Annotated in this window: 20 protein-coding genes, 1 tRNA gene and 5 pseudogenes; 15 read left to right on the top strand and 11 right to left on the bottom strand. The window is 70.0% G+C overall.

All coding sequences use genetic code 11. The features are described from left to right. Positions 1 to 367 precede the first annotated feature (367 nt). From BIV23_RS02525 to BIV23_RS02495, 8 genes are all read left to right on the top strand, one after another. On the top strand, positions 368 to 1,675 hold the full coding sequence (locus BIV23_RS02525) for an ABC transporter substrate-binding protein (protein WP_071379030.1): 1,308 nt from the start codon (positions 368 to 370) through the stop codon (positions 1,673 to 1,675). Positions 1,676 to 1,686: 11 nt separating this feature from the next. Further along, on the top strand, positions 1,687 to 2,739 hold the full coding sequence (locus BIV23_RS02520) for a carbohydrate ABC transporter permease (RefSeq protein WP_071379029.1): 1,053 nt from the start codon (positions 1,687 to 1,689) through the stop codon (positions 2,737 to 2,739). Next, complete coding sequence (locus tag BIV23_RS02515; RefSeq protein WP_071379028.1) at positions 2,736 to 3,575, top strand: carbohydrate ABC transporter permease; 840 nt, start codon at positions 2,736 to 2,738, stop codon at positions 3,573 to 3,575. Before BIV23_RS02520 ends, BIV23_RS02515 begins: the two co-directional genes overlap by 4 nt. Positions 3,576 to 3,614: 39 nt before the next feature. Continuing rightward, complete coding sequence (locus BIV23_RS02510) at positions 3,615 to 5,255, top strand: glycoside hydrolase family 13 protein (RefSeq protein WP_071379027.1); 1,641 nt, start codon at positions 3,615 to 3,617, stop codon at positions 5,253 to 5,255. A 335-nt stretch (positions 5,256 to 5,590) separates the two neighbouring features. After that, the gene (locus tag BIV23_RS02505) at positions 5,591 to 6,928 is read left to right on the top strand and encodes an OFA family MFS transporter (RefSeq protein ID WP_071379026.1); all 1,338 of its coding nucleotides are present in this window, start codon (positions 5,591 to 5,593) and stop codon (positions 6,926 to 6,928) included. Then, a complete protein-coding gene (locus tag BIV23_RS53100; RefSeq protein WP_256255804.1) occupies positions 6,903 to 7,031 on the top strand; it encodes an MFS transporter small subunit in 129 nt (42 codons plus the stop codon). Before BIV23_RS02505 ends, BIV23_RS53100 begins: the two co-directional genes overlap by 26 nt. 153 nt (positions 7,032 to 7,184) lie before the next feature. Continuing rightward, positions 7,185 to 8,132 (top strand): beta-ketoacyl-ACP synthase III, encoded by a 948-nt coding sequence (locus BIV23_RS02500; RefSeq protein WP_071379025.1) that lies wholly within the window; start codon positions 7,185 to 7,187, stop codon positions 8,130 to 8,132. Positions 8,133 to 8,334: 202 nt separating this feature from the next. Beyond that, positions 8,335 to 9,012, top strand: a complete 678-nt coding sequence (locus tag BIV23_RS02495; protein ID WP_071379024.1) for a GntR family transcriptional regulator — start codon at positions 8,335 to 8,337, stop codon at positions 9,010 to 9,012. A 49-nt stretch (positions 9,013 to 9,061) separates the two neighbouring features. On the opposite strand, the gene BIV23_RS02490 is transcribed toward BIV23_RS02495, so the two are convergent. Beyond that, complete coding sequence (locus BIV23_RS02490) at positions 9,062 to 10,309, bottom strand: low temperature requirement protein A (protein WP_079172893.1); 1,248 nt, start codon at positions 10,307 to 10,309, stop codon at positions 9,062 to 9,064. A gap of 112 nt (positions 10,310 to 10,421) precedes the next feature. Continuing rightward, a pseudogene (locus BIV23_RS45580) lies at positions 10,422 to 10,820 on the bottom strand (MFS transporter); the annotation flags it as partial. A 5-nt stretch (positions 10,821 to 10,825) separates the two neighbouring features. Between BIV23_RS45580 and BIV23_RS53495 the strand changes: the two are divergent. Both BIV23_RS53495 and BIV23_RS02475 read left to right on the top strand, forming a co-directional pair. Beyond that, a pseudogene (locus BIV23_RS53495) lies at positions 10,826 to 11,901 on the top strand (aldehyde dehydrogenase family protein); the annotation flags it as partial. Positions 11,902 to 12,077: 176 nt separating this feature from the next. Continuing rightward, positions 12,078 to 12,162 (top strand) — tRNA-Leu (locus BIV23_RS02475). 130 nt (positions 12,163 to 12,292) lie between these two features. On the opposite strand, the gene BIV23_RS02470 is transcribed toward BIV23_RS02475, so the two are convergent. The 6 genes and pseudogenes from BIV23_RS02470 to BIV23_RS50115 all read right to left on the bottom strand — a co-directional run bounded on the left by BIV23_RS02470 (position 12,293) and on the right by BIV23_RS50115 (position 15,957). Further along, on the bottom strand, positions 12,293 to 12,625 hold the full coding sequence (locus BIV23_RS02470; RefSeq protein WP_071379022.1) for a hypothetical protein: 333 nt from the start codon (positions 12,623 to 12,625) through the stop codon (positions 12,293 to 12,295). Between the two features lie 117 nt (positions 12,626 to 12,742). Then, complete coding sequence (locus tag BIV23_RS02465) at positions 12,743 to 13,573, bottom strand: polyphosphate polymerase domain-containing protein (protein WP_071379021.1); 831 nt, start codon at positions 13,571 to 13,573, stop codon at positions 12,743 to 12,745. Next, complete coding sequence (locus BIV23_RS02460) at positions 13,570 to 14,202, bottom strand: DUF4956 domain-containing protein (protein WP_071379020.1); 633 nt, start codon at positions 14,200 to 14,202, stop codon at positions 13,570 to 13,572. Before BIV23_RS02460 ends, BIV23_RS02465 begins: the two co-directional genes overlap by 4 nt. A 476-nt stretch (positions 14,203 to 14,678) precedes the next feature. Next, positions 14,679 to 14,822 (bottom strand): annotated as a pseudogene (locus tag BIV23_RS51480) (histidine phosphatase family protein); the annotation flags it as partial. 237 nt (positions 14,823 to 15,059) lie between these two features. Beyond that, positions 15,060 to 15,242: pseudogene (locus tag BIV23_RS53490) on the bottom strand (type II toxin-antitoxin system VapB family antitoxin); the annotation flags it as partial. Between the two features lie 31 nt (positions 15,243 to 15,273). Then, on the bottom strand, positions 15,274 to 15,957 hold the full coding sequence (locus BIV23_RS50115; protein ID WP_079172892.1) for a TetR/AcrR family transcriptional regulator: 684 nt from the start codon (positions 15,955 to 15,957) through the stop codon (positions 15,274 to 15,276). A 153-nt stretch (positions 15,958 to 16,110) separates the two neighbouring features. Here BIV23_RS50115 and BIV23_RS50110 point away from each other — a divergent pair, with 153 nt between their 5' ends. Then, positions 16,111 to 17,034 (top strand): alpha/beta hydrolase family protein, encoded by a 924-nt coding sequence (locus BIV23_RS50110; RefSeq protein WP_071379019.1) that lies wholly within the window; start codon positions 16,111 to 16,113, stop codon positions 17,032 to 17,034. A gap of 112 nt (positions 17,035 to 17,146) precedes the next feature. On the opposite strand, the pseudogene BIV23_RS45570 reads toward BIV23_RS50110, so the two are convergent. From BIV23_RS45570 to BIV23_RS02440, 3 genes and pseudogenes are all read right to left on the bottom strand, one after another. Beyond that, positions 17,147 to 17,330: pseudogene (locus BIV23_RS45570) on the bottom strand (transposase); the annotation flags it as partial. A 94-nt stretch (positions 17,331 to 17,424) separates the two neighbouring features. Continuing rightward, positions 17,425 to 18,498, bottom strand: a complete 1,074-nt coding sequence (locus BIV23_RS02445; protein ID WP_245790308.1) for a carbohydrate kinase family protein — start codon at positions 18,496 to 18,498, stop codon at positions 17,425 to 17,427. Beyond that, on the bottom strand, positions 18,491 to 19,549 hold the full coding sequence (locus BIV23_RS02440; RefSeq protein ID WP_071379017.1) for a LacI family DNA-binding transcriptional regulator: 1,059 nt from the start codon (positions 19,547 to 19,549) through the stop codon (positions 18,491 to 18,493). The genes BIV23_RS02445 and BIV23_RS02440 overlap by 8 nt, the downstream gene beginning before the upstream one ends. Before the next feature lie 149 nt (positions 19,550 to 19,698). On the opposite strand from BIV23_RS02440, the gene BIV23_RS02435 reads away from it, so the two are divergent. The 4 genes from BIV23_RS02435 to BIV23_RS02420 all read left to right on the top strand — a co-directional run bounded on the left by BIV23_RS02435 (position 19,699) and on the right by BIV23_RS02420 (position 23,785). Then, a complete protein-coding gene (locus BIV23_RS02435) occupies positions 19,699 to 20,823 on the top strand; it encodes a substrate-binding domain-containing protein (protein WP_071379016.1) in 1,125 nt (374 codons plus the stop codon). Positions 20,824 to 20,944: 121 nt separating this feature from the next. Then, a complete protein-coding gene (locus BIV23_RS02430) occupies positions 20,945 to 21,979 on the top strand; it encodes an ABC transporter permease (protein WP_071379015.1) in 1,035 nt (344 codons plus the stop codon). Continuing rightward, the gene (locus BIV23_RS02425; RefSeq protein ID WP_079172891.1) at positions 21,976 to 22,758 is read left to right on the top strand and encodes an ATP-binding cassette domain-containing protein; all 783 of its coding nucleotides are present in this window, start codon (positions 21,976 to 21,978) and stop codon (positions 22,756 to 22,758) included. The genes BIV23_RS02430 and BIV23_RS02425 overlap by 4 nt, the downstream gene beginning before the upstream one ends. A 16-nt stretch (positions 22,759 to 22,774) precedes the next feature. Continuing rightward, positions 22,775 to 23,785, top strand: a complete 1,011-nt coding sequence (locus BIV23_RS02420; protein WP_071379013.1) for an aldose 1-epimerase — start codon at positions 22,775 to 22,777, stop codon at positions 23,783 to 23,785. Positions 23,786 to 24,275 lie beyond the last annotated feature (490 nt).

Raw genomic sequence — 24,275 nt, 5'->3', positions numbered from 1 at the left:
CATGAGCGGACGGTAGCACAGGCGACGTCTCGTTCCCGGTCTCGGATGACAGCGCTGTCACAGCGTATGTCCAGGGTGAACGGGATAAGTGTGCACGCCATCGGTTCCGGTGCCCGCTGCGTTACCGCGACGTAACGCATTGACTTCCGGAAAACGCCCCCCTAGCGTGCAAGCGTTGTCTCGACGACGTCGAAGCATTTCGTTCAAGCCGATATTCGGTGCTTCGACCTGCGATGTTGATCCATGTGGGTCGTGACAACGCAGTCTCACAACAGAGTCATCTCAGAGCCGTCTCGGCAGCGAGCGCCCTACAGGGAAACCAGCCGCGACCTCGGTTCCGCACGACCAGGCCCCGCCAGGAGACACAGTGAAGACAAAGACGTCCAAGACCACCACCAGAGCGGTTCAGTGTTCGGCCGTGCTCGCCGTCGGCGGGCTCCTGATCACCGCCTGCGGCTCCTCCGGCGGCAGCGGCTCCGGGCAGAGCGCCACGACGTCCTTCGAAGGGCGCGGCCCCATCACGTACGTGGCCGGCAAGGACACCACCGGTACCGTCCAGCCGACGATCGACCGCTGGAACACGCTGCACCCGAAGGAGAAGGTCACCTTCATCCAGCTGCCCACGGACGCGGACGCCCAGCGTCAGCAGATGATCCAGAACGCGGAGACGAAGTCCGACGCCTACACGGTGCTCTCCCTCGACGTCGTGTGGACCTCGGAGTTCGCCGCCCACCAGTGGATCGACAAGCTGCCCGAGCAGCGGTTCCCGCTCAGCCGGATGCTCAAGCCGGTGGTGGAGACGGCCAAGTACCGCGGCGGCCTGTACGCGGCCCCGGCCAGCTCCGACGGCGGAATGCTGTACTACCGCACCGACCTGCTGAAGAAGGCCGGTATCGGCGGGCCGCCGACCACATGGGCACAGATGAAGGCCGACTGCGCGAAGGTGAAGAAGCTGCCCGAGGCCAAGGGCATGTCGTGCTACGCCGGGCAGTTGCAGAAGTACGAGGGCCTGACGGTGAACTTCTCCGAGGCCGTGAACTCGGCCGGCGGCACCGTCACCGACGCGAACGGCAGGCCGGACGTCGACACCCCGGCGGCGAAGAACGGGCTGGACTTCCTCGTCGGCTCCGTCAAGGACGGCACGATTCCCAAGGAGGCCATCACCTACCAGGAGGAGGACGGTCGCCAGGCGTTCCAGTCCGGCAAGCTGGTCTTCCTGCGCAACTGGCCCTATGCGTACGCCCTGGCCGCCAAGAGCGGCATCGCGGGCACGTACGCGGTCGCACCGCTGCCCGGCCTCGACGCGCCCGGCTCCTCCAGCCTGGGCGGCCACAACATGGCCGTGTCGTCCTACGCCAGGAACAAGGCGACGGCCCTTGACTTCATCACGTTCATGACCAGTCAGGACACCACGGCCACCTTCCTCAAGGACGCCTCCCTCGCCCCGCCGTATGCCTCCCTGTACGACGACCCGAGGCTCATCAAGCAGTACCCGTACCTGCCCGTCCTCAAGCAGTCGATCCTGCACGCCGTGCCGCGCCCGCGCGTCGTGCAGTACGGCGACGTGACCTCGGCGGTCCAGCAGGAGGCGTACGCCGCCCTGACCGGCACCAAGACCAGTGCGCAGGCGCTGAAGGACCTGCAGCAGGATCTGCAGAAGTGCACGGCTCAGTGAGGAGCGGAGCCATGGCCAAGACCGAGATCCCGCCCGAAGCCGTCGCCGCCGACGGCCGCACCGGACCCCCTCCGGCGCCGGCGCAACGCGCGCGGCGGCCCCGCCGGCGGACCAGGGCGACCGCCGGTTCGGCGCGAATGGCGGCGCTGCTGGTGTCCCCGACGCTGCTGGTGCTGTCCATCGTCGTTCTCTACCCGACGCTCATGGCGTTGAACGAGTCGCTGTACGGGCCCAAGGGCCTGGACCCGAAGACCGGATTCATCAGCTCCAGCGAGCCGTTCGTCGGGCTGAAGAACTACGCCGACATCTTCGGCGCGGCCGCAGATCGGTTCTGGAACGCCTTCTGGAACACCACCTTCTTCGCCGTCGTCACCGTCGGACTGGAGACGGTGATCGGTGTGGCCATGGCCCTGATCATGCACAGGGCGTTCCGGGGCCGCGCCCTGGTTCGGGCCGGCATCCTCGTCCCCTGGGCGGTGCCCACGGCGATCTCCGGCCTGCTGTGGCGATGGATCTTCAACAGCGACGGCATCGCCAACGCCCTGATCGGCCGTCAGATCCTGTGGACCACCGAAGGCTTCCACGCCAAGGTCGCCGTCATCGTCGCCGAGGTGTGGAAGACCGCCCCGTTCATCGGGCTGCTGGTCCTCGCCGGCCTCCAGGTGATCCCGAAGGAGGTCTACGAGGCCGCCCGCATCGACGGGTCCGGCGCCCTGCGGCAGTTCTGGCACATCACGCTGCCGCTGGTGAAGCCCGCGCTGCTGGTGGCGATGCTGTTCCGCTGCATGGACGCGCTGCGGATGTTCGACCTGCCGTACATCCTCATCGGCGCGCAGAAGAACTCCGTGGAAACCCTGTCCATGCTCGCGCAGAACGAGGCGTCCAACGTCCGCTTCGGCCCGGCCTCCGCCTACGCGGTGCTCCTCTTCCTCTACGTCTTCCTCGTCGCACTGGCCTTCGTGCGGCTGCTCGGCGCGGACCTCGTCGCGGACGGGGGCAGGGGCGCACAGAACAGCAGGCGCCGGCGGATGCCCCTCGCGCGCCGTACGGAGGTGACCGCATGACGACCACCATCACGGCGAGATGGCGCACCGGACTGCTGTACGCGGGCGTCGTCGCGGTCGTGGCCTACTGCCTGGCCCCGTTCTACTGGATGCTGGTCTCCAGCCTCCGCCGCACCTCGGACATCTTCGACACCTCGCTGCTTCCCGCTCCGGTGTCGTTCGAGAACTACCGGGCGGTCTTCGACCCCGCCCAGGGCTTCGCCCGCGCTCTGCTGAACAGCCTGGTCGTCGCCGGCATCACCACCGCGCTGGCCCTGCTGCTGGCCACGTTCACCGCCTACGCCATGGCCCGGCTGGAGTTCCGCTTCAAGCGGCTGATCCTGACCCTCATCATCGCCACCTCGATGTTCCCGGTGGTCTCGATCGTGGTCCCGCTTCTGAAGCTGTTCACCGACATCGGCTGGATCAACACCTACCAGTCCATGATCGTGCCCAGCATGTCCTTCGCACTGCCGCTGGCGGTGTGGAACCTGACCACGTTCTTCCGGCAGATGCCCGACGAACTGGAGCACGCCGCCATGGTCGACGGCTGCACCCGCGGCCAGGCGTTCCGCAAGGTCATCATCCCGCTCGCCGCGCCCGGCATCTTCACCACCGCGATCATCACGTTCATCGCCGCCTGGAACGAGTTCCTCATCGCCCTGTCGATGACCAACCGGCCGAACATGCAGACCGCACCGGTCGCCATCTCCAAGTTCACCGGCGCCACGACGTACGAGACCCCGTTCGGCAGCCAGATGGCCGCCGGCGTCCTGGTCACGATCCCGCTGGTGGTCATGGTGCTGCTCTTCCAGCGCCGCATCGTCGCCGGACTCACCGCCGGCGCGGCGAAGTAGACGCCCTCTCCCCACCGACTCCCGAGGAGCAAGACAACCGTGTCATCCACCGCCGCACCCTGGTGGCGCAGCGCCGTCATCTACCAGGTCTACATCCGCAGCTTCGCCGACGGGAACGGTGACGGCGTCGGCGACATCGCCGGCCTCCGCTCCCGTCTGCCGTACCTCAGGTCACTCGGCGTGGACGCCATCTGGATCAATCCGTGGTACAAGTCCCCGATGGCGGACCACGGTTACGACGTGGCCGACTTCCGCGAGATCGACCCGGTCTTCGGCACCGTGACCGAGGCCGAGCGGCTCATCGAGGAGGCGCACGAGCACGGGATCCGCGTCATCCCCGACATCGTGCCCAACCACACCTCCGACCGGCACGCCTGGTTCCGGGCCGCACTCGCGGCCGGACCCGGCAGCGCGGAGCGCGAGCGCTACGTCTTCCGCCCCGGCCGCGGCCCCGACGGCGCCGAGCCGCCCAACAACTGGGTCTCCTGCTTCGGCGGCCCCGCCTGGACCCGCCTGCCCGACGGCGAGTGGTACCTCCACCTGTTCGCGCCCGAACAGCCCGACCTCAACTGGCAACACCCCGAGGTGCGGGCCGAGTTCGAATCGGTCCTGCGGTTCTGGTTCGGCCGGGGCGTGGACGGGTTCCGCATCGACGTCGCCCACGGGTTGATCAAGCACCCGGAACTGCCCGATCTGCCGCCCCGTACCCGGGAAGAGGACGGCCCCCGGCAGCACGTCGACCACCCCCACTGGGACCGCGACGAGGTCCACGACATCTTCCGCGCCTGGCGCAAGGTGGCCGACGAGTTCCCCGGCGACCGCTCCTTCGTCGCCGAGGCATGGGCGGACACACCCGAGCGGCTCGCCGCCTACGTCCGCCCCGACGGCCTGCACACCGCCTTCAACTTCGACTTCCTCATGACCGACTGGAACCCCAAGGAACTGCGCGCGGTCATCGACGACACACTCGCGATGCTCGGCTCGGTCGGCGCCCCGGCCACCTGGGTCATGTCCAACCACGACGTCGTACGCCACCCCAGCCGCTACGGTCGCAAAGCTGCCAGGAAATGGCTGGCCAACGAGGTCTACCGGCCCGACGGCCCCGCGAACCTCGAACTGGGCACCCGACGCGCCCGCGCCGCCGCCCTGCTCATGCTCGCCCTGCCCGGCGGCGCCTACATCTACCAGGGCGAGGAACTCGGCCTGCCCGAGGTCGAGGACCTGCCCGAGTCCGTGCTCCAGGACCCCGTCTGGGAACGCTCCGGCCACACCGAGCGCGGTCGCGACGGCTGCCGGGTCCCCCTTCCCTGGTCCGGGCACGCTGCACCGTACGGCTTCAGCCCCGAGGGCACACAGGCCGCACCCTGGCTGCCCCAGCCCGCCGACTGGGCCGAGCGGAGCGTGACGGCACAGACCGGGGACGCGTCCTCGATGCTGGAGCTCTACCGCAGCGCCCTGCGCATACGCCGCGAGCAGCCGGCACTAGGTGACGGCACCCTCACCTGGCTCGACGCCCCCACCGCAGTCCTCGCCTTCCGCCGCGAACCCGGCTTCGTCTGCGTGGTCAACCTCTCCGCCGAGCCGTACCCACTCCCCGACCACACCCGCGTCCTGCTGACCAGCGAACCCGTCGCGGACGGTCACCTGGCCCCGGACCAGGCAGCCTGGCTCGCGGTGTAGTGCCCCCGGCCCTCCCCATGTCCACCGGGGCCTGTCCGGTCCCACTCCCCGCCGTCCGGACAGGCCCCGGCCCCTATCCGTCGAATTCACTGCCGTCGGCCCACCACACGGCCGCGTGACCACAAGCTGCCTTTCAAGGCGACCGCAACGACGCGCGGCGTCGGCCGTGGGCTTCACGTACGCACGTCGCGTGAGGGGGCCGGGCTCCTCGCCCGCCACCTACCGGTCGACGTCATGTCGACGGTCGACCGTTGGACGCATCCCGCATACCGTTCACCGCATACGGTCGACCGCACCCTTCTCAACTCCCGCCCCCGGCCCTACCGTCCGCGTGCATGAGCAGCCCCCCTCTCGCACCTCCGGGCTGGAGCCGCTGGCTCGTTCCGCCCGCCGCCCTCTCGGTCCACCTCTCCATCGGCCAGGCCTATGCCTGGAGCGTGTTCAAGCCGCCCCTCGAGTCCGCCCTGCACCTCGACGGCACCCAGAGCGCCCTGCCCTTCCAGCTCGCGATCGTGATGCTCGGGCTGTCGGCCGCGTTCGGCGGCACGCTCGTCGAGCGCAACGGGCCGCGCTGGGCGATGACGGTGGCCCTCGTCTGCTTCTCCTCCGGCTTCCTGATCTCCGCGCTCGGCGCCCAGACGAAGCAGTACTGGCTGATCGTCCTCGGCTACGGCTTCGTCGGCGGGATAGGACTCGGCATCGGCTACATCTCGCCCGTGTCCACCCTGATCAAGTGGTTCCCGGACCGGCCGGGCATGGCCACCGGCATCGCCATCATGGGCTTCGGCGGCGGCGCGCTGATCGCCTCGCCCTGGTCGGCGCAGATGCTCTCGTCCTTCGGCACGGACAACGACGGCATCGCCCTCGCGTTCCTGGTACACGGTCTGTCGTACGCCGTCTTCATGGCGCTCGGCGTCCTCCTCGTCCGGGTGCCCGGCGCGGACACCCCGGTCGCGGGCGCGAGCGGACCCGGCGACGCCGACGGTGTGCGGGTGTCGGCCCGCAGCGCGGTGCGCACGCCGCAGTTCTGGCTGTTGTGGGTCGTGCTGTGCACGAACGTGACCGCCGGCATCGGCATCCTGGAGAAGGCCGCTCCGATGATCACGGACTTCTTCGCGGACAGTTCCACCCCGGTCTCGGCTTCGGCGGCGGCCGGCTTTGTCGCGCTGCTGTCGGCGGCCAACATGGCGGGCCGGATCGGCTGGTCGTCGGCCTCCGACCGGATCGGCCGCAAGAACATCTACCGCGTCTACCTCGGTGTCGGGGCGTTGATGTACCTGCTCATCGCGTTGTTCGGGGATTCGGCGAAGCCGCTGTTCGTGCTGTGCGCCCTCGTCGTCCTCTCCTTCTACGGCGGCGGCTTCGCGACCGTACCCGCGTATCTGAAGGATCTCTTCGGGACGTACCAGGTCGGCGCCATCCACGGCAGGCTGCTCACCGCCTGGTCCACCGCGGGTGTGCTCGGGCCGCTGATCGTCAACTGGATCGCCGACCGGCAGAAGGAGGCGGGCAAGCACGGTGCGTCGCTGTACACGCTCTCGTTCGGCATCATGATCGGCCTGCTCGTCCTCGGGTTCGTCGCCAACGAACTCGTCCGTCCCGTCCATGTCCGGCACCACCATGTCCCCGCTCCGAGGGAGGCCGCGGATGACCAGCGACAGCAGCCCGCCTAGCCGCAGGGGTCTGATCGTCCTCGCCTGGCTGTGGGTGGCAGTGCCCCTGGGCTACGGGGTGTACGAGCTCGTGCAGAAGGCGACGCAGCTGTTCACGGGCTGAGGGTCCGGGACGGATGCCCGGGTGTCCGAGGGCCTGAGGGAAGCCGACAACTCGGACGCCCGAATCCTGTGGCCTCACCTGCCGTCGTACCCGTGAGTCACTGTTCAGACTGGTGGATCCCGCTACCCGCACGGCATCAAGGGGATCTCCGCCATGAACGGCTCGCGCATCGCCGCCATCGGTCACTACCAGCCCGCCAGGGTGCTCACCAACGAGGACCTGGCGGGCATGGTCGACACGAGCGACGAGTGGATCCGCAGCCGGGTCGGCATCCGGACCCGGCACATCGCAGGCGCCGACGAGCCGGTGGACGAGCTGGCCGCGCACGCCGCCGCCAAGGCCCTCGCCGCCGCAGGGCTGGCCCCCGGCGACATTGACCTGGTACTCGTCGCCACCTCCACGGCGGTCGACCGTTCCCCGAACACCGCAGCCCGGGTCGCGGCCCGGCTCGGCATCCCGCAGCCGGCGGCGATGGACGTGAACGTGGTGTGCGCCGGGTTCACCCACGCGCTGGCCACGGCGGACCACGCCGTCCGGGCCGGCGCGGCCACCCGGGCGCTGGTCATCGGTGCCGAGAAGATGTCCGACGTCACCGACTGGACCGACCGCAGCACCTGCGTCCTGGTCGGCGACGGGGCGGGGGCCGCCGTGGTCGAGGCGTGCCGGCCAGGAGAGGAGGCGGGGATCGGGCCGGTGCTGTGGGGGTCGGTGCCCGAGATGGGGCACGCGGTGCGGATCGAGGGCACGCCGCCGCGGTTCGCGCAGGAGGGGCAGAGCGTCTACCGCTGGGCCACCACCCGGCTGCCCGCCATCGCCCGCCAGGCCTGCGAAAAGGCCGGGGTCGCTCCGGAGGACCTCGCCGGGGTCGTCCTGCACCAGGCCAACCTGCGCATCATCGAACCGCTCGCCGAGAAACTCGGTGCCGTCAACGCGGTGATCGCCCGCGATGTCACCGAATCCGGCAACACCTCGGCGGCCAGCATCCCGCTCGCCCTGTCCAAGCTCGTCGAGCGGGGAGAGCTGACCGGCGGCGATCCGGTGCTGCTGTTCGGCTTCGGCGGCAACCTGTCGTACGCCGGGCAGGTCGTACGCTGCCCGTGACCGGGTGAGGTGGGATGCGACAGGCAGGCCTGTGCGCGAGCGGCCGGAAGTGTATGCAGTGAGCGGGGGACTGTATGCAGTGGGCCGGAAACTGTATGCAACAGGCCTGGATTTTGTGCATCGTAGACTGTAGACAAAAGACAATCGATACTGAGCGGCGTCCAGCGCCCACGCGCCAGACCTGCCCAGGAGGGGGACCGTGATGTTGTCGACCGGACTGCCGCAGGGGAGCGTGCCCAGGCTGGATCGCCCCGGCCCGCTGCGCGAGCGCGTCTACGAGGCCCTGCTGGAGCTGATCACCACCCGCGTCCTGCAGCCCGGCCAACATCTGGTCGAAAACGAGCTGGCCGGACATCTCGGGGTCTCCCGGCAGCCGGTCCGCGAGGCGTTGCAACGGCTCAACACGGAGGGCTGGGTCGATCTGCGGCCCGCGCAGGGCGCGTTCGTGCACGAGCCGACCGAGGAGGAGGCCGACCAACTGCTCACGGTCCGCACCCTGCTGGAGGCGGAGGCGGCCCGGCTGGCGGCCCTGAACTCCGACGCGAAGGGCGTCGAGGCCCTCTTCGAGATCGTGAAGGAGGGCCGGACGGCGGTCGCCAAGAACGACGTGACCCGTGCCGTGGCGCTGAACGCGGCCTTCCACGCCAAGGTCATGGAGCTGGCCGGCAACGTGGTCCTCGCCGAGCTCGCCGCACAGGTCGACCGCCGGGTCCGCTGGTACTACACCCCCGTCGCCAAGATGCGCGGCGGCACCTCCTGGTCCGAGCACTCCGACCTCGTCTTCGCCATCAAGGAGCGCGACGAGCAGAAGGCAGGCCGGCTGATGCGCGAGCACACCGAGCACACCCGGCACTCGTACCACCACCGCAACGAGTCCTGAAGCGGCCACCGTAGCTCCCTGCGCCCGCCTCCCCCGCGCTCGACGAGCGTCATCCCCCTGCGCCTGCCGTATCCCGAGACCGGCTGGTGCCCGCGGTCCGGGCGCACCAGCGGGCCTCGATCGCCAGCATGGCGACCAACACGGCCACCAGCAGCAGGAGTTCGCCGTAGGCGGGCATGCGGACGCCGACTGCTGCCGTGGCCAGGGCCAGCGGGGCGGTGGCGGCGCGGTGGCGGACGGGACGCAGTCCGAGGGTCGTCCGGAACGCGGCGTCGCCCGCGAGGAACAGCGCCACCCCGCCCGCGAGTGCCAACGCGGGCCCCCAGTGCGGGTGTTGGGTGAGATACCCGAGGGTGGTCTTGATGCCCGCCGAGAGACAGGCGATGCCCAGCAGCATCGGCAGGAAGGCGTAGTAGTAGGCGTTCATCGCCAGCCGCCAGCGGGCGGGCGGCGGGGTCGCCCGGAACGCGGCCTCGGCGGCCTCCTCGTCGCGCACGAAGTACGTCCACCACAGCGCGGCCGACAGCGCGAGCGCCAGGAAGGCACCCGTCAACAGGCCCGGGGTGAGCGGGAGATCACCGATGCCGACCCCGATGGAGATGACGGACTCGCCGAACGCGATGATCAGCAACAGGCCGTGCCGCTCCACGAAGTGCGCCGGATCCAGGGCCCCGAGCTGCTCGCGCAGCACCGCCGTACCGCGTCCGTCCCTGCGACCCGGCCCGCGCTCGGCGACGAACGGCGTCACGAACTGCAAGGCGATCGCGAGCAGCCACAACCCGTCCGCCGCGACTCCGTCGACCAGCCCGGCGGCGGTCACCGACAGAGCCGCGAGCGCGTTGGTGACGCCGTACCAGATGGAGTCCCAGCCATGGCTGCGCGTGTACAGGACGGTGTGGACGACGACCACGAGCAGGAAGCCTGCACCGAAGACCACACCGGTGTCCTGGAACACCCGCGGGATGGCGAGCGCGCACACCAGGAACGCGGCCATGCCGCACATGAGAAGCAGCCGCCGCGACGGCCGGTCGGGCGGCACCTGGTTGGTGAGGTAGGCGTAGGCGCCGTACATCCAGAACAGAACGACCAGGATCAGTGCCACCCGGCCGGCCGTGGCGAACGACAGGTCGTGCGCGAGCAGCACGGTCAGCTGGGTGAGCGTGAAGACGAAGACCAGGTCGAAGAAGAGTTCCAGGGTGGTGACGCGGCGCCCGGTCTCCCCGGCCTCCCCGGTGCCCTCGGCCCGCCCGTTCTCCTCGGGCTGCCCGGCCGTCGTGGCCGACGGCGTGGTGTGCATGCGGTGTTCCCCCTCCGGTGATCGGTGTGCAGATCGTAGAGGGGGAGCCACCACGGGTATTGCTCAGGCGCGGACATCGCTCAGGCGGGTACCGCTCAGGCACGGGTACCGCTCAGGACGCCGGCTGGACCTCCGGTGCGGTGACGGCCGCCGTCCTGCCGTCCCGGCCCGGCTGGCGCAGCAGCAGCGCGATCGCCGCCGCCATCATGGAGACACCGCCGGCCAGCGCGTAGGCGCCGTTGCAGCCCCAGGCGTCGACCACCATGGAGCCCAGGCCGCCGCAGAACAGGCCGCTGACCAGCTTGCCGCTGTACACCAGCCCGTAGTTGGTGGCGTTGTAGTTCTCCCCGAAGTAGTCCGGGGTGAGGGCGGCGAACAGCGGGTAGAAGGCGCCGCCGCCGAAGCCGGAGAGGAACGCGAAGAACAGGAAGAGCCACCCGTTCCTGATGCCACCGGCCCAGATGACACCGAACTGGGCCAGCCCCAGGACGACGATGCCGAAGACGAGGGTCCGCGCTGGACGGGCCGGTCTCCGACATCGCCAGCTGCAACCACCCGATGAGCGTGCTCGTGCACGCCGTCCTCGTACAGGCCGTGGCCGGAAACGCCGTGATCGCCAAGACCCCGACCGAGGGCGGCGTGGCCTGCCTCGCCCTCGCCTCGGCGCTGGCCGCCCGCGAGGGGGTGCCCCTCACCCTGCTCGGCGGCAGCGCCGGGAGCTGAGCCAGGCACTGGTGCGGGCGCCGGACATCGGCTGTGTGTCCTTCGTCGGCGGCCGCGACACCGGTGCCGTCGTCGCCACCGTCGTCGCCGACCTCGGCGAACGGCACATCCTGGTACAGGAGGGCCTGAACACCTGAGGCATCTGGGACTTCTCCGGCTGGGACCGGCTCGCCGCCGTGATCCCCAAGCTCTTCGACCATGGAAAACGGCGCTGTACCGCTTACCCGCGCTTCGTCGTCCAGCGCTCCCTCTTCGACGCGTTCCTCGCCGCCTACCTCCCGGCGGTCCGAGCCGTGCGCGTCGTCACCCCCTCGCCGTCGCGGCCCCCGCCGACCCGCTCCCGGACCTCGACTTCGGCCCCCTGATCCACGCGGCCAAGGCCAAAGAACTCACCGACCAGGTCGCGGAGGCCGTGGACCGAGGCGCCGTACCGCGGACGCCCCGACCCGGCGCGCTTCCTGCCCGGACAGGACACGACGGCGTGCGTCCACCCGATGGCTCTCCTCAATCCGCCACCCTCCTCCCCACTGCACCACGCGGAACCCTTCGGGCCGGTGGACACGATCGTCCTCGTCGACACCGAGGCCGAGCTGCTGGCCGCCATGAACGCGTCCAACGGGGCGCTGGTCGCCGCCCTCGCCACGGACGACCGGACCCTCTACGACCGGCTCGCCCCGCAGATCCGCGCCTTCAGGACCGGGCACGGAGTGCCCCGCTCCCGGGGCGACCGCGACGAACTGTTCGGCGGCTTCGGCGCCTCCTGGCGCGGCTCCTTCGTCGGCGGCGACCTCCTGGTGTGCGCCGTCACCCAGGGTCCGGCGGGGGAGCGGCCGCCCGGGAACTTCCCGGAGTACCAGCTCATGCCCTGATTCATCGCACCATGTACACGGAATGTCGCGTTCTGTATACCGTCGACGATCTCGGCGGCCCGGCGCCCCGGGCCGCCATCCAGGGCACGGATACGCAGGTGAAAGGCACTCCGAAACCTTGGTATTGTTGTCCATGTCGCCGCGGGGAACACCCCCGGAAAGGCGGCAGACACCTAGTCCGGGTGGCGGAATGGCAGACGCGCTAGCTTGAGGTGCTAGTGCCCTTTATCGGGCGTGGGGGTTCAAGTCCCCCCTCGGACACAGAGTTGCCCCACGATGCCCTGTTCTTGGGCAGGGGGTATTGGCACCCGCTTTCGGCTCCCGGCCGGGGCGGGTGTTCGTCGTTTCGGTTCGGCTTCTCTGCCTTCGCCGGATTTTCGCTGGGCTTTGGTCAGCTGATGGTGATCTTTTCTGCCTGGGGTGTGTTCGCGGTCAGGGTCCTGGCCGCTGGGTCGTAGGTCAGGATGATCTCCTCGCTGCGGAGGTGGGCGATCGCCTGGGCGGGTGTGGGTTGCACCGCGTCACGGCTCACGCACGCCGACCCGGGAGGATCCAGACGGCTGGTGAGGCGGAGGCGCAGGGCTGGCAGATGTGGCAGAACGTGGTCTTCGCGGACGTAGGTGTTGGGGATGCGGCCGGGGTCGGGGCGGGTGGTGCTGGTGTGACCGTGGCGGCAGTGGTAGCCGGCTGCCGGGGCCAGCCATGTCACACCGGGCGCGCCCACGAGTGAAGATCCGCGCGACAGGGGCCTGGTGTCCGGCCGGGAGGACGCACATCGCCTCCCGGTCGCAGGGCTGTCCCGGCGGCGGGCCCGTCATGCCACCGGGCCTTCACCGGCCGTTCAACACTCCGGCTCCGGGGCCACCTCACCGAAAGCACGGCGGGAGGCGCGGCGCCAACGGCCGGCGGGGAGCGCGGGTCGCAGTGCGGCGTAGGCGCTGCAGTACTTGGTGAAGACGGCGGGGCGTATCCCGTGGGCGTGCAACAGGCGGTCCGCCTCGGTGAGATGCCCGGTGGTCTTGGTCTCGACGAGAACGAGGTCGTCCGTGCACCGCACGGTGCGCCCAGTGCGCATGTCGTCGCAGACCAGTGCCGCGTCGCAGGTGATGCGCTCGCCGTCGGCCACGAAGGTGGCGCGAATGTAGTCGGTGCACAAGGACGGTTCGAGGGCTGCCGGGGCGCCGATGCCGTACGCGGTGCGCAGGGTGTCGGCGAGGAACCCCCGGCAGTCGGGGTCGAGCGGGGTGGCCGCTCCGGTCAACGGAAGGCGGCGTTTGACGGTGTCGCCGCGCGGCCCCTTGAGCTTGATCTCGAACTGCCGCTCACCCGTGTCCGTGTAGACCCGTTCCCGGATCTTGAAGCGGAGCCGGCGGCCCTGCCGGTGGTCGTGGAAGGAGCGGAGCTCGGGGGTGTCGTAGTAGACGGAGTGGTAGCGGAAGGCGCGTCGGCCGTCTATGGCGAGGGCGCGGAAGGGGCCGCCGGGCCGGTGCGGGTCGGTGAGCCGGCCGACGATGCGTAGGAAGGTGTCCGCGGGCACCAGGTAGCTGTGGTCGAAACGCGCGAGGAGAGCGGCCCGTTCGTTGAGCTCGTCGAGCGAGATCGGGCCGGCGCCGTGAGCGGCGTCGCCGATGGCGCGGACCGCAGCGGCGGAGCGGACCGATGCGGTGGTCATGCGCCTTCCCAGGTGGGTGTGGTCCGGTGGGCGGGTCCGGCGGCGGGCACGTGGCCCCGGCCGGCCGGGGCCGCTGTGCTCTCGCGGTAGCGGACGTCGACGACGGTGAGGTCCCGGACGAAGTCGACTTCCATGACCGTCCAGTGGAGGGGCTCACCCAGGCGCCGTGCGAGGTCGGCGCGGAGCGCGGCCGGGTCCTCGTGGACGGTGTCGAGAGTGACGACGGCGCGCCGGGTGTCGGCCAGGAGGCGGGGGCTGTCGGCCGCCCAGACGATGAGGAGCAGGGTGGCGCACAGCCCGCCGGTGAGCGCGAACGGCAGCCTCGGCAGTCCGCAGAGCAGGCCGAGGACAAGGGTGGTGAAGTAGTAGGCGACTTCTTCGTGCTGCACGGCGTCGGAGCGGAGTCGCACGATCGAGAGCACGCCGAAGAGGCCGAAGCCCAGGGCCGCCCCGCCACTGCGCACCTCGGCGAGGGCGGTGACGACGGTGAAGAGGCCGGTGTTCAGGGCGAGATAGGCCGGCACGAGGTCGCGCCGACGATGGCGCGGATAGTAGATGGCGAAGGTCAGCACGCCGACGGCGGCGAGGTCGAGCCCGAGGTGGGCAGCGAGATGCCGTAACGACTCCATGACTGCACTCCCTGTGAGTACCGAGGCCGGAAGGCCCCGAAAGACCGGAACGAGAGACAGACGGTAGGTGAACGCGTGGCGAACATGTATTCGCTTGTGGAGAAACGATGCGCCTCCTTGATGGCCTTCGGCCTCAACTGACCGGAAGCGCACACCTCCTGTCGCGATCGCCCCTCTTGCCGACCGCCCTTGACGCTCCACTGCCGGGCAGGGGAAGCCAACGAAGGTGCAGTGTCTCGTCGCCGGACTCGCAACCCGCAGCCCCTCACGCGACGCTTGGCCCATCGGTCGGCGGCCGGGGAATCAGCGTCAACGGCTGCGCGGAAAGCCTCAGTGGTCCTTGGCCGGAACGACGGCAGGCTCGGCGGACAGTCGCCGATGGGCTCAACCGTGTTCGCCGGCGTCACCGGAGGCGAAGCCGCTGCCGCGACGTCGGCCGACGCAGGTCGTTCTCGAGGTGCCCGTCGCCTCTTGCTCTACGTCGCTACGGTGTCTCCCCGCGCCGGGGCGACGAGGGGCCTGCCGAGCCGTAGGTTCCAGCGTCCGGCTCGTCCGCTGAGTTCCGTCGCCGTCAACGGCGCCACGTCGAGCCTCCAGAAGGCAGTCTCCGGCAAGCCCAGTACCGGGGAGGGCCGTTCGAGGCAGCCTGAGCTGTGCCGGGAGTCCGTTCCTACGCCCGCCGCAAGCCGATGAGGGGCAGTTCCGCGACGGCCGGCCTGATCGCCATTGGCAACCTCGACGCACGCATTGCGAGCCCTACCGGCCAGGCGATACGGGGAAGCCTGACCGGTGACATGGGGTGAGTTGGTGGAGCTGACCGCCCTGCGCGGGCGCGTGCTGGGCCGTATCGACGAGGCCTTGGCCTCAAAGAGGTCCAGGTCGAAGACACCCTCGGCTGTCGCGGCCCGCAGACGGGCAAGCACCGGAGCTCGCCGCCGGATCTCCAGCACTTCGCGCAGGGCGGTGCTGGCGGTTTCCTTCTTGGTACTGGTACCAAGCGCCTTGGCCACGTCAGCGACCAGCTGGTCGTCGAGATGGATGCGGAGCGAGTGGTGCGTGCTTCGGTCGGCGTCACGGAGCGAGGGCCTTCAGGCACAGCACCTCCACTGCCTGTCTCACTCCCTCGATCGTGTGCCCCGGCGGCGGGTCGAGCAGTGCCCCATGCAGTTGCGCCTCCACCTCCTGCACCAGAAGGATCGCCGTGAGGTCCGGATCGGAGCCGCCCACGCCCAGTCGGCGCAGGTGGAACTCGACCTCGGCGGCGATCCTCCGTTGCACCTCGCGCAGTTGGGCGGCGGCCTCCGTCGGGCGCGGGGCCTGGTCGTACAACAGTCGGTGCATCCGGGGACGGGCCAGGTGCAACTCGGCCAGGACCCGGACCAGCGTGTGGACACATGCGGGAAGAGAAGCCAGATCTTGGCGCAACTCCGCTGCGACATCGGCGAGTTCGGCCTGCAAGTGCCGTACGTGCTGTTCTCCGACGGCGTACAGCAGCGCATCCTTGTTAGGGAAGTACTGGTAGAGGGATCCGATGGACACCCCGGCGCGCTCAGTGATCCGGTTCGTCGTCGTCCTGGTATAGCCGTCGCGTTCGAAAAGCTGAGCAGCGGCCTCCACGATGGCTTCGTAGGTCTCCTGAGACCGCTCCTGACGTGGCCTTTTGCGGGGTGTGGCAGGTGGGGGCACGCGCCGTCCAATGCGAGTTGTCCAGACCGGGGAACGCGCCCAGTCCAGAGCGGTGATCACCTTCGACATCGCTCCCTCGGAGCTCTTCGACGAACGCGCCCGCCGGTTCGCCGCCTGGGGCATTCCCGCCCGGGCCGGTATCACCGACATGTGGGGAACCGGCCAGCGCGGCTGGGTGCCGGTCTGGGCGCGACTTGCCCAGGAGGCGGAGGACGCCGGGGAGTGGTTGCGCGCGGCGCAGATCTGGGGCGCGGCCGCTTCCCGGCCCTGGCCGCACCCGAACGGCACGAGGCGTACGAGCATCAGCGCGCCGCCTACGCACGCGCGACCGTCGGCCATCGCCTCCCGGTGCGCTTCGCGCGCGGGACCGTGGAGTTGTCGGCGGACGGAGGCAGGGTCTCCCTCCCCGTGCACCTCATGGCCCGCCGTCGTCGGCGCCGCCCCGGCGTGCTGGTGCCATCGGGTGGGGTCGACACCTGGAAGGTCGAGTTGCACCGCATGGCCGCGGCGACGGCGCTGGCGACGGGGCTGCTGGTGGTGTCCGTGGACATGCCCGGCACGGGCGAGGCGCCGGGCCTTCTGACCGCGGACGGCGACCGCCTTCTGTCCGCGCTCGTCGGTGAGATACGAGGCTGGCGCTCGGGCGAGCCCGTGGCCTACCTGGGCCTGAGCTTCGGCGGCCACTGGGCGGTCAAACTGGCTCTGCGGGGCGTGGTCGACGCGGCGGTGGACATCGGCGGGCCGACCGGCGCGGGCGAGCCCGAGGAGCCGATCGAGGTACTTTCCCTCCCGTACGGCATGCCGGGCGTCCTGGGCAACGCCCTCGGCCTGGCCGCCCTTCCGGAGCCGGGCGCGATCGACGGCATGCTGGCCGCGTTCTCCCTGCGCCGCCAGGGGCTGCTGGACCTTCCTGCGGACGACGCGGACGCCTGCGTACCACTGCCGGCCGCGAACGGCGCGGACGACCAGTACATCCCACGGGGCGACACCACTCGCCTGGCCTCCCTCCCGAACACCACGGTGTGGATCGTGCCGGGCGCCACCCACTGCGCGGCCGAGCACATCCGCCCGCTGCCGGCAGCAACCTGGGCCTGGCTGCTGACCCGCCCGCCCTTCCGCCGTCACCTGGCGGTGCCCACTACCTGATCGCGCCGCTGAGCGGCTCATCGCAGGACGAGCCCGCTCACCTGGATCGGGGCTGGCCGTTTCCGGCTCGGACCGGGCGCCCTGCTACTTCGACGAGGGCTTCCCGCATTGGGCCGTTGCGGGAGTCAGCGTTCTGCCCGTAGCCCGCGTCGGCCACCACCGGCGGCACCAGCCCCCGCCCGGCCATCTCATCGAAGGTGTCCAGGGCCAGGCGCCACTTCTCCCTGGTGCCCGACCTCCTGCGGCATCCCCGTCTTCTGCCGCCGTCCGGCATCGTGCGCCCACTCCTCGGGCACGTGACCTCAGGGCCACCTCGACGAGGTGCCGCTCCGTCGCACACGTTCCTCACCCGATGCAATGCCCCGCCGGGGATCCTGCGCCGCGTGACCGTCAGCTCTTCACGGACTGCACCGGCTGTGGAGTCGGACTGCCCGTCCCCACCAGGCCGGTGCCATCGGGGAACGTCAGATCCGTCACCTCCAGGGGCGCCTGGGCAGGCAGGCGGGGGCGGGGCAGGGCGGTGGGCGGATCGGCGCCCAGGCGCTCGCAGGTCAGCGCGGAGACGAGGACCGCGTCGTCCACCGCGATCGCCAGTACGTCCGGGTCGGCCGTGGCCAGTGCCTGTGGGGTGTGCAGTCCGTGGCGGAGCAGCGCGCCGATCAGTCCGGCGGTGAAGGAGTCGCCCGCGCCGACGGTGTCCACCACCGCTGCCTTCCGGCCGGCCCGGCTCATGCTTCCTGCTCCGGCCCGGAATACGTGGGCACCGTCGGGGCCGTCGGTGATGACGACGAGGAGTGCGCCGAGTTCCAGCCATTGGGCGGCGATCTGCTCGACGGGGATCTCGGGGTAGAGCCACTCGACGTCCTCACGGCTGGCCTTGACCAGGTGGGCGATGCCGACGCTGCGTTCCACGGCCTGCCTCCCGCGTTCCGGATCGCCCAGGAGGGCGCCACGGACGTTGGGGTCGTAGCTGATCAGCGCCGTACCGCCGGTGCGCAGGCGCTGAACGGCGGAGTGGATGTGCTCGGCGGACGGCGGCGTCCAGGAGGCGACCGAACCGAAGTGCACTACGGCGGTGTCCTGCGGGGTGCGGGCGGTCTCCGCGTCGGTCCACTGCCAGTCCGCGGTGCCGTCCAGGTAGAAGTCGTAACTCGCCCGGCCTTCCGGATCCGTGGAGACCACGGCGAGCGTCGTGGGTTCGGTGGCGACCGGGGCATAGGACAGGTCGATGCCCTCGGCCTCGGCCTGGGTTCGCAGCATGCGGCCGAAGGCGTTGTCGGCCATGCGGGCCATGAGCGCGGTGCGGTATCCGAGCCGGGCCAGGCCGATGGCGACGTTGAACGGGCTGCCGCCGGGCCTGGCGCGGTAGTCCCCGGGCACGTCGAGCTGGACCAGATCGATGAGGGCTTCGCCGATCACGGTCACGGCGGGGAGCGGTGCGGCGGCGGTTACGGCTTCAGTCATGGCAGGGCCCTTCGGCTGGGATCTCGCCGGAGCCCCGCTCGATCAGCCGGGTCGGCACGGTGACGGTGCGGGTGGGCGACTCGTCGCCGTCCAGCCTGTGGAAGAGCATCTCGGCGGCTGTCCTGCCCACCTGCTCGACGTCCTGGGCGATGACGGAGATGCCCGGGCTGAGGATGTCGGCCAGGGGGAAGTCGTCGAAGCCCACCTGGGCGACGGTGTCCTGCAGGCCCATGGCGCGCAGCGCGCGGACAGCGCCGATGGTCACGAAGTTCTGGCTGGTGAACAGCGCCGTCGGCGGATCGGGCAGCGACAGGACCTGCTCGGTCGCGGCGATGGCCGCCTCCTCGCTGGACCCGACGTGGCGCACGATCTCGTCGTCGTACGCGATGTGTGCGACTTCCAGGGCGTGCCGGTAGCCGTCGAAGCGCTGGGCGGCGGTGGGGATGGACGCGCGGTCGCCGAGGTAGGCGATGCGTCGGTGGCCGGCTTTCAGCAGGTGGTTGACGGCGGTGAGGGCGCCCTGCCGGTTCTCGGAGACGACGGCGTCCGCATCCAGGAGGCCGGCCTCGCGGTCGACGAAGACCATGCGGGTGCCGGTGTGCTGCTCGTTGATGAGGTAGCTCTGGTCCCGCCCCGCGGGGACGATCACCAGCCCGTCGACCCGGCGGTCGATGAGCGCCTGGGCCAACTCCCGTTCGCGGGACGGGTCTTCGTCGAGGCTGCCGACGAGCACCAGCACTCCGCGTTTGCGGGCCACGTTCTCCACGGTGCGGGTCAGGACGGCGGAGAAGGGGTTGGCCGCGTCCTCGACGAGCATGCCGATGGTGGCGGTGCGGCCGTCGCCGCGTCGCAGGCTGCTGGCCGTGAGGTTGGGGCGGTAGCCCAGTTTGTCGGCGGCTTCCCGGACCCTGGTGACGATCGCCGGATCGACGGTGGGGACGCCGTTGAACACGCGCGAGACGGTCTTGATGGCCACTCCGGCCAGTGCCGCGACCTCACGCATGGTGGGGCGGCTGCGGGTGGACCTGGGCGCGGCCTCGCCCTGAGTCATCGTTGTCTCCAACCGGTTGTGCGTTACCTACTCGTTGCCCGCGCATGTCTATCAGCGTCTTGACGGGCTCGTCCATACGGGCCCAGTATCTCGCCCAGTCAACGTTGTCTCAGCGTCGGCCAAGGGACGGCTCCGAAAGGGATCAAGCGATGAACATCTCCTCCAGCCAGGTGTCGGGCCGCCGCGGTCGGCGTACCGGAGTGGCTGCGATCGGCGTCAGCATCTGCCTCGGCGCCACGCTCGCGGCCTGCGGTTCCTCGAACGGAAGCTCCTCTTCGTCCGCGTCGGGCGGCGGCAAGGTGGGGGTCTCGCTGATCCTGAAGACGCTCACCAATCCCTACTTCGTGAGCATGGAGAAGGATGCCAAGACCCAGGCGGCCAAGGACAACGTGAGTCTCACGGTGGCGGCGGGCAACACCGACGGCGACACTCAGACCCAGATCACCGCCATCGACAACGCCATATCGCGGGGCGACAAGGGCATCCTGATCACCACCAACGGCGACGCCGTGAACGCCGCCCTGAACCGGGCCAAGCAGGCCGGCCTGTTCGTGATCGCCCTGGACACCGCGCCCAACCCGGCCGGCGTCGCGAACATCACCTACGCCACCGACAACGAGCAGGCGGGCAAGCTCGACGGGCAGTACGCCGCGGCCGCCCTGAACGGCAAGCCGGCGGTGATCGCCATGCTCGACCTGTTCAACAACCAGGTCGTCTCCGTGGACATCAACCGCGACCACGGCTTCCTGGAGGGCATGGGCATCGACCCGGGCAGCAAGACCGAGAACGGCAAGGAAGCCAAGTCCGGCAAGTACACCGGCGGCAAGGGCGGCAGCTACACGATCGCCTGCCACCAGCCCACCCAGGGCGCCATCGACGGCGGCCGCACCGCGATGGAGAACTGCCTGTCGGCGAACCCGAACATCAACGTCGTCTACGCGATCAACGAACCCGCCGGCGAGGGCGCGTACAACGCGCTGAAGGCGGCCGGCAAGGAGAAGAACGTCGCGATCTACGCGATCGACGGCAGCTGCGCCGGCCTGAAGAACCTCACCAGCGGCGAGTTCGCGGCGGACGCGGTGCAGTACCCGGGCAAGATGGCGTCCCTCGGCGTCGACTCGATCGCCAAGCTGGCCCGCGGCGGCAGCAAGCCCAGTGTGACCGGCGGCAAGTCCTTCTACGACACCGGCACCGCCCTCGCCGCCGCCAAGCCCCTCGGCGGCCTGACCGTCCAGACCCCGTCGCAGGCCGCCTCTGCCTGCTGGGGCAACTGACCCGGTCCGATCCCGGTGCGCCGCCGGCGGATACACACCGGCGGCGCACCCGCACCGCACCGCATGAGTTCCATGAGCCCCATGAAGGCCCACACGAGGGAAAGAACCGGAAGGACCCCCTGTGACCACCCACGTGGACCCTCAAGCCACACCGGCACCGGCGGAGGAGCTCCTCAACCGGCCCGCCACCCTCACCCAGCGCATCCACTCGGTGCTGCACCGCCAGCCGGCCCTCAGCCCGGCGATCGTCCTGGTGCTCGCCGCTGTGGTCTTCTCCCTGGTCAACGACCGCTTCTACGCGCTGCAGAACCTCTCGCTCGTCATCCAGCAGGTAGCCGTGATCGGCTCGCTGGCCGTTGGGCAGACGGTCATCATCCTCACCGCCGGCATCGACCTGTCCATCGGCGCGATCATGGTGCTCGCCTCGCTGCTGATGTCGAAGCTCGTCGCGGACAACCACTGGCCGGGCGTCATGGCCCTGCTCGCCGGGGCGGCCGTCGCCATCGCCGCGCAGGCCCTCAACGGACTGCTGGTCACCAAGATCAAGCTGCCGCCGTTCATCGTCACCCTCGGCACACTGAGCATCTTCACCGCGATCACCCTCATCTACGCCAAGGGCCAGACCATCGCCCTGCAGCCGGGCAACATCCTGATGTGGACCGCCAACACGGTCTCACTGGGGCAGCTGAACCTGACCAACGGCGTCCTGATCATGATCGCCCTGTACGCGGTGATCGGCTACGCCCTGCGCTACACCGCCTGGGGCCGGCACCTGTACGCCGTGGGCGACGACGTCGAGGCGGCCCGCCTGGCCGGCATCTCCGTCAACCGGGTGCTGCTCAGCGCCTACATGGTCGGCGGTTTCGCCATCGCCGTGGGCGCCTGGATCCTGGTCGGCCGGGTCGGCGGCGGTGACCCCAACAGCGGTCTCAACGCCAACCTGCAGTCCATCACCGCGGTCGTCATCGGCGGCACCAGCCTGTTCGGCGGACGCGGAGTGGTGCTCGGCTCGCTGATCGGTGCCCTCATCGTCCAGGTCTTCGTCAACGGCCTGGCGCTGGCCGGCATCGACCCCAACTACCAAGTCCTCGCAGTCGGCATCCTGGTGATCGCGGCTGTCTCCGTCGACCAGTGGATCCGGAGTGTGAAGTCGTGACCACCGCCACCGCCCCCGTCCTCGAGGCCAAGGGCCTGGTCAAGCTCTTCGGCAAGGTCGTCGGCCTGAACGACGTCGACCTCACCCTCCACCCCGGCGAGGTCCTCGCCGTCATCGGCGACAACGGCGCCGGCAAGTCCACGCTGATCAAGTGCCTGTCCGGAGCCCTCGTCCCCGACCAGGGCAGCCTCTTCGTGGGCGGCAGGGAGGTCCACTTCAAACGGCCTCAGGACGCCCGCGAAGCGGGCATCGAGACGGTCTACCAGACCCTGGCCGTCGCCCCCGCGCTGGACATCGCCAGCAACCTGTTCCTCGCCCGGGAGATCCGCCGCAAGGGCGTGCTCGGTTCGGTGTTCCGCATGCTCGACACCAGCGAGATGAAGCGTCAGGCCGCCGACCACATCAAGCGGCTCGGTATCGGCACGCTGCAGAACATCAACCAGGCCGTGGAGACCCTCTCGGGCGGCCAGCGGCAGTGCGTGGCCGTCGCCCGCACGGCAGCCTTCGGCGGCCGCGTGGTGATCCTCGACGAGCCCACCGCCGCCCTAGGCGTCCGCGAGACCGGCCAGGTCCTCAAACTCGTCCGCGACCTGCGCGACCAGGGCCTCGGCATCATCCTCATCAGCCACAACATGCCCAACGTGTTCGAGGTCGCCGACCGCATCCACATCCAGCGACTCGGAGGCTGCGCGGGCGTGATCACCCCACAGTCGCACTCCATGGAGGACGCCGTGGCCATCATGACGGGCGCGAAGAGGCTCGCCCCCGAAACGACCTGAGAGGAACACCAGGGGAATGACCGCCGAGTACCGGATCGCCGAGGACCGCCTCGGCGGCGAACCCACCCTTGCCATCTCCGCGCCGGACGACACCGTCCGCGCCGTCCTCGCCCTGCGCGGAGCAACCCTGCTGAGCTGGCAGGTCAGGCGCGAAGAGACCGGGCCGCTGAAGGAGCTGACGGACGGCTACCGCGACGAAAAGGAACTCCTCTCCCAGGACGGCGTACGAGCCGGCCTGATGGCCCCCTTCACCAACCGCGTCGCCGACGGCCGCTACCGCTACGACGGCCACGGCCACGACCTGCTGCCCGGCCACCATGGCGACCGCACGATCTACCACGGCTTCGCCCGCGAGACACCCTTCGAACTCGTCCACTCCACCACGACGGCCGACTCCGCCCGCCTCCTGCTCCACACCACGAGCATCAGACCGGGCCGATACCCCGGCTACCCGTTCGCCCTCGACCTCGAAGCCGAATTCACCATTACCGACCGCGAGCTGAGTATCCTGATCCGGGCGACGAACGTGGGGGACACCACCGCCCCCTACGCGATGGGCTGGCACCCCTACTTCGCTCTGTCGCACCCCATCGATGACCTGGTCCTGCATGTCCCCGCGCACACCCTGATCCGCACCGACGCATCCCTCATCCCACTGCCCGGCGATGCCGCCCTGCTTCCACTGGACGACTGCCCCGACATGGACTTCCGGGCACCGAAGCGACTCGGCGACGCGGTCATCGACGCCTGCTACGCGGACCTGGCCCCTGGCCCTGACGGACGGATCGAGACAGTACTCACCGATCCGGCGACCGGCGAGGAACTGCTGGTGTGGCAGTACGGCGGCTACATGCATGTCTTCACCGGAGACACGCTGGCCCGAGACCGGCGCGCCTCCATCGCCCTTGAACCCGTCGAGACGATGACCAACGCCTTCAACCGCCCCGAACACGTCGCTGCACTTGCCCTGGAACCCGGTCAGCGCCGCGAGTTCGGCTTCGGTGTCGCGTACGCCCCAGGAACCTGACAACGGATGTGCCGACACCTGCACAGAGTGTCGGCCCGGAAACCATGCCCCGGACGGAAAGCGAGCTCGAGGAAGGTGTTGCGAACGTCGGGGCGGATGTCAGAAGAGGCCGCGAGCAGGCTGGGGCTTGCCGGTCCGGATGGTCAAGGAGGGGGCGGTCCCCCCGCCGGGCGGGCACACGCTGAGGCTGGCGGCACAACTGATCCCGGGGCGAGGTGACAGCACACGACCGACACCGAGACGACACGCGCGCACGCCCCCGGGGTACCTCGTGCACCCGGACGGCCCAGGCTCCCTGAGCGGCGGTGATCGCGGATGCGGCGGCAGTCGCCGCGTTCCGGGCGCGTGGCGGTCGGGGATCGCGGTCGCCGGGTCCGCCGGCAGCGTGCCCAGGAATCGCTTACGGGAGGCCGCGACCAGGAGCCGACGGCACAGCCGTCGCCAGGCGTCGAGCCCGGCCAGCAGAACCGGTCGTCCGCCCGGGTTCTCG

Origin of the sequence: Streptomyces monashensis, assembly GCF_001866665.1 — a bacterium.
GTDB lineage: Bacteria > Actinomycetota > Actinomycetes > Streptomycetales > Streptomycetaceae > Streptomyces > Streptomyces monashensis.
This window is presented reverse-complemented; position numbering and strand designations above follow the sequence as displayed.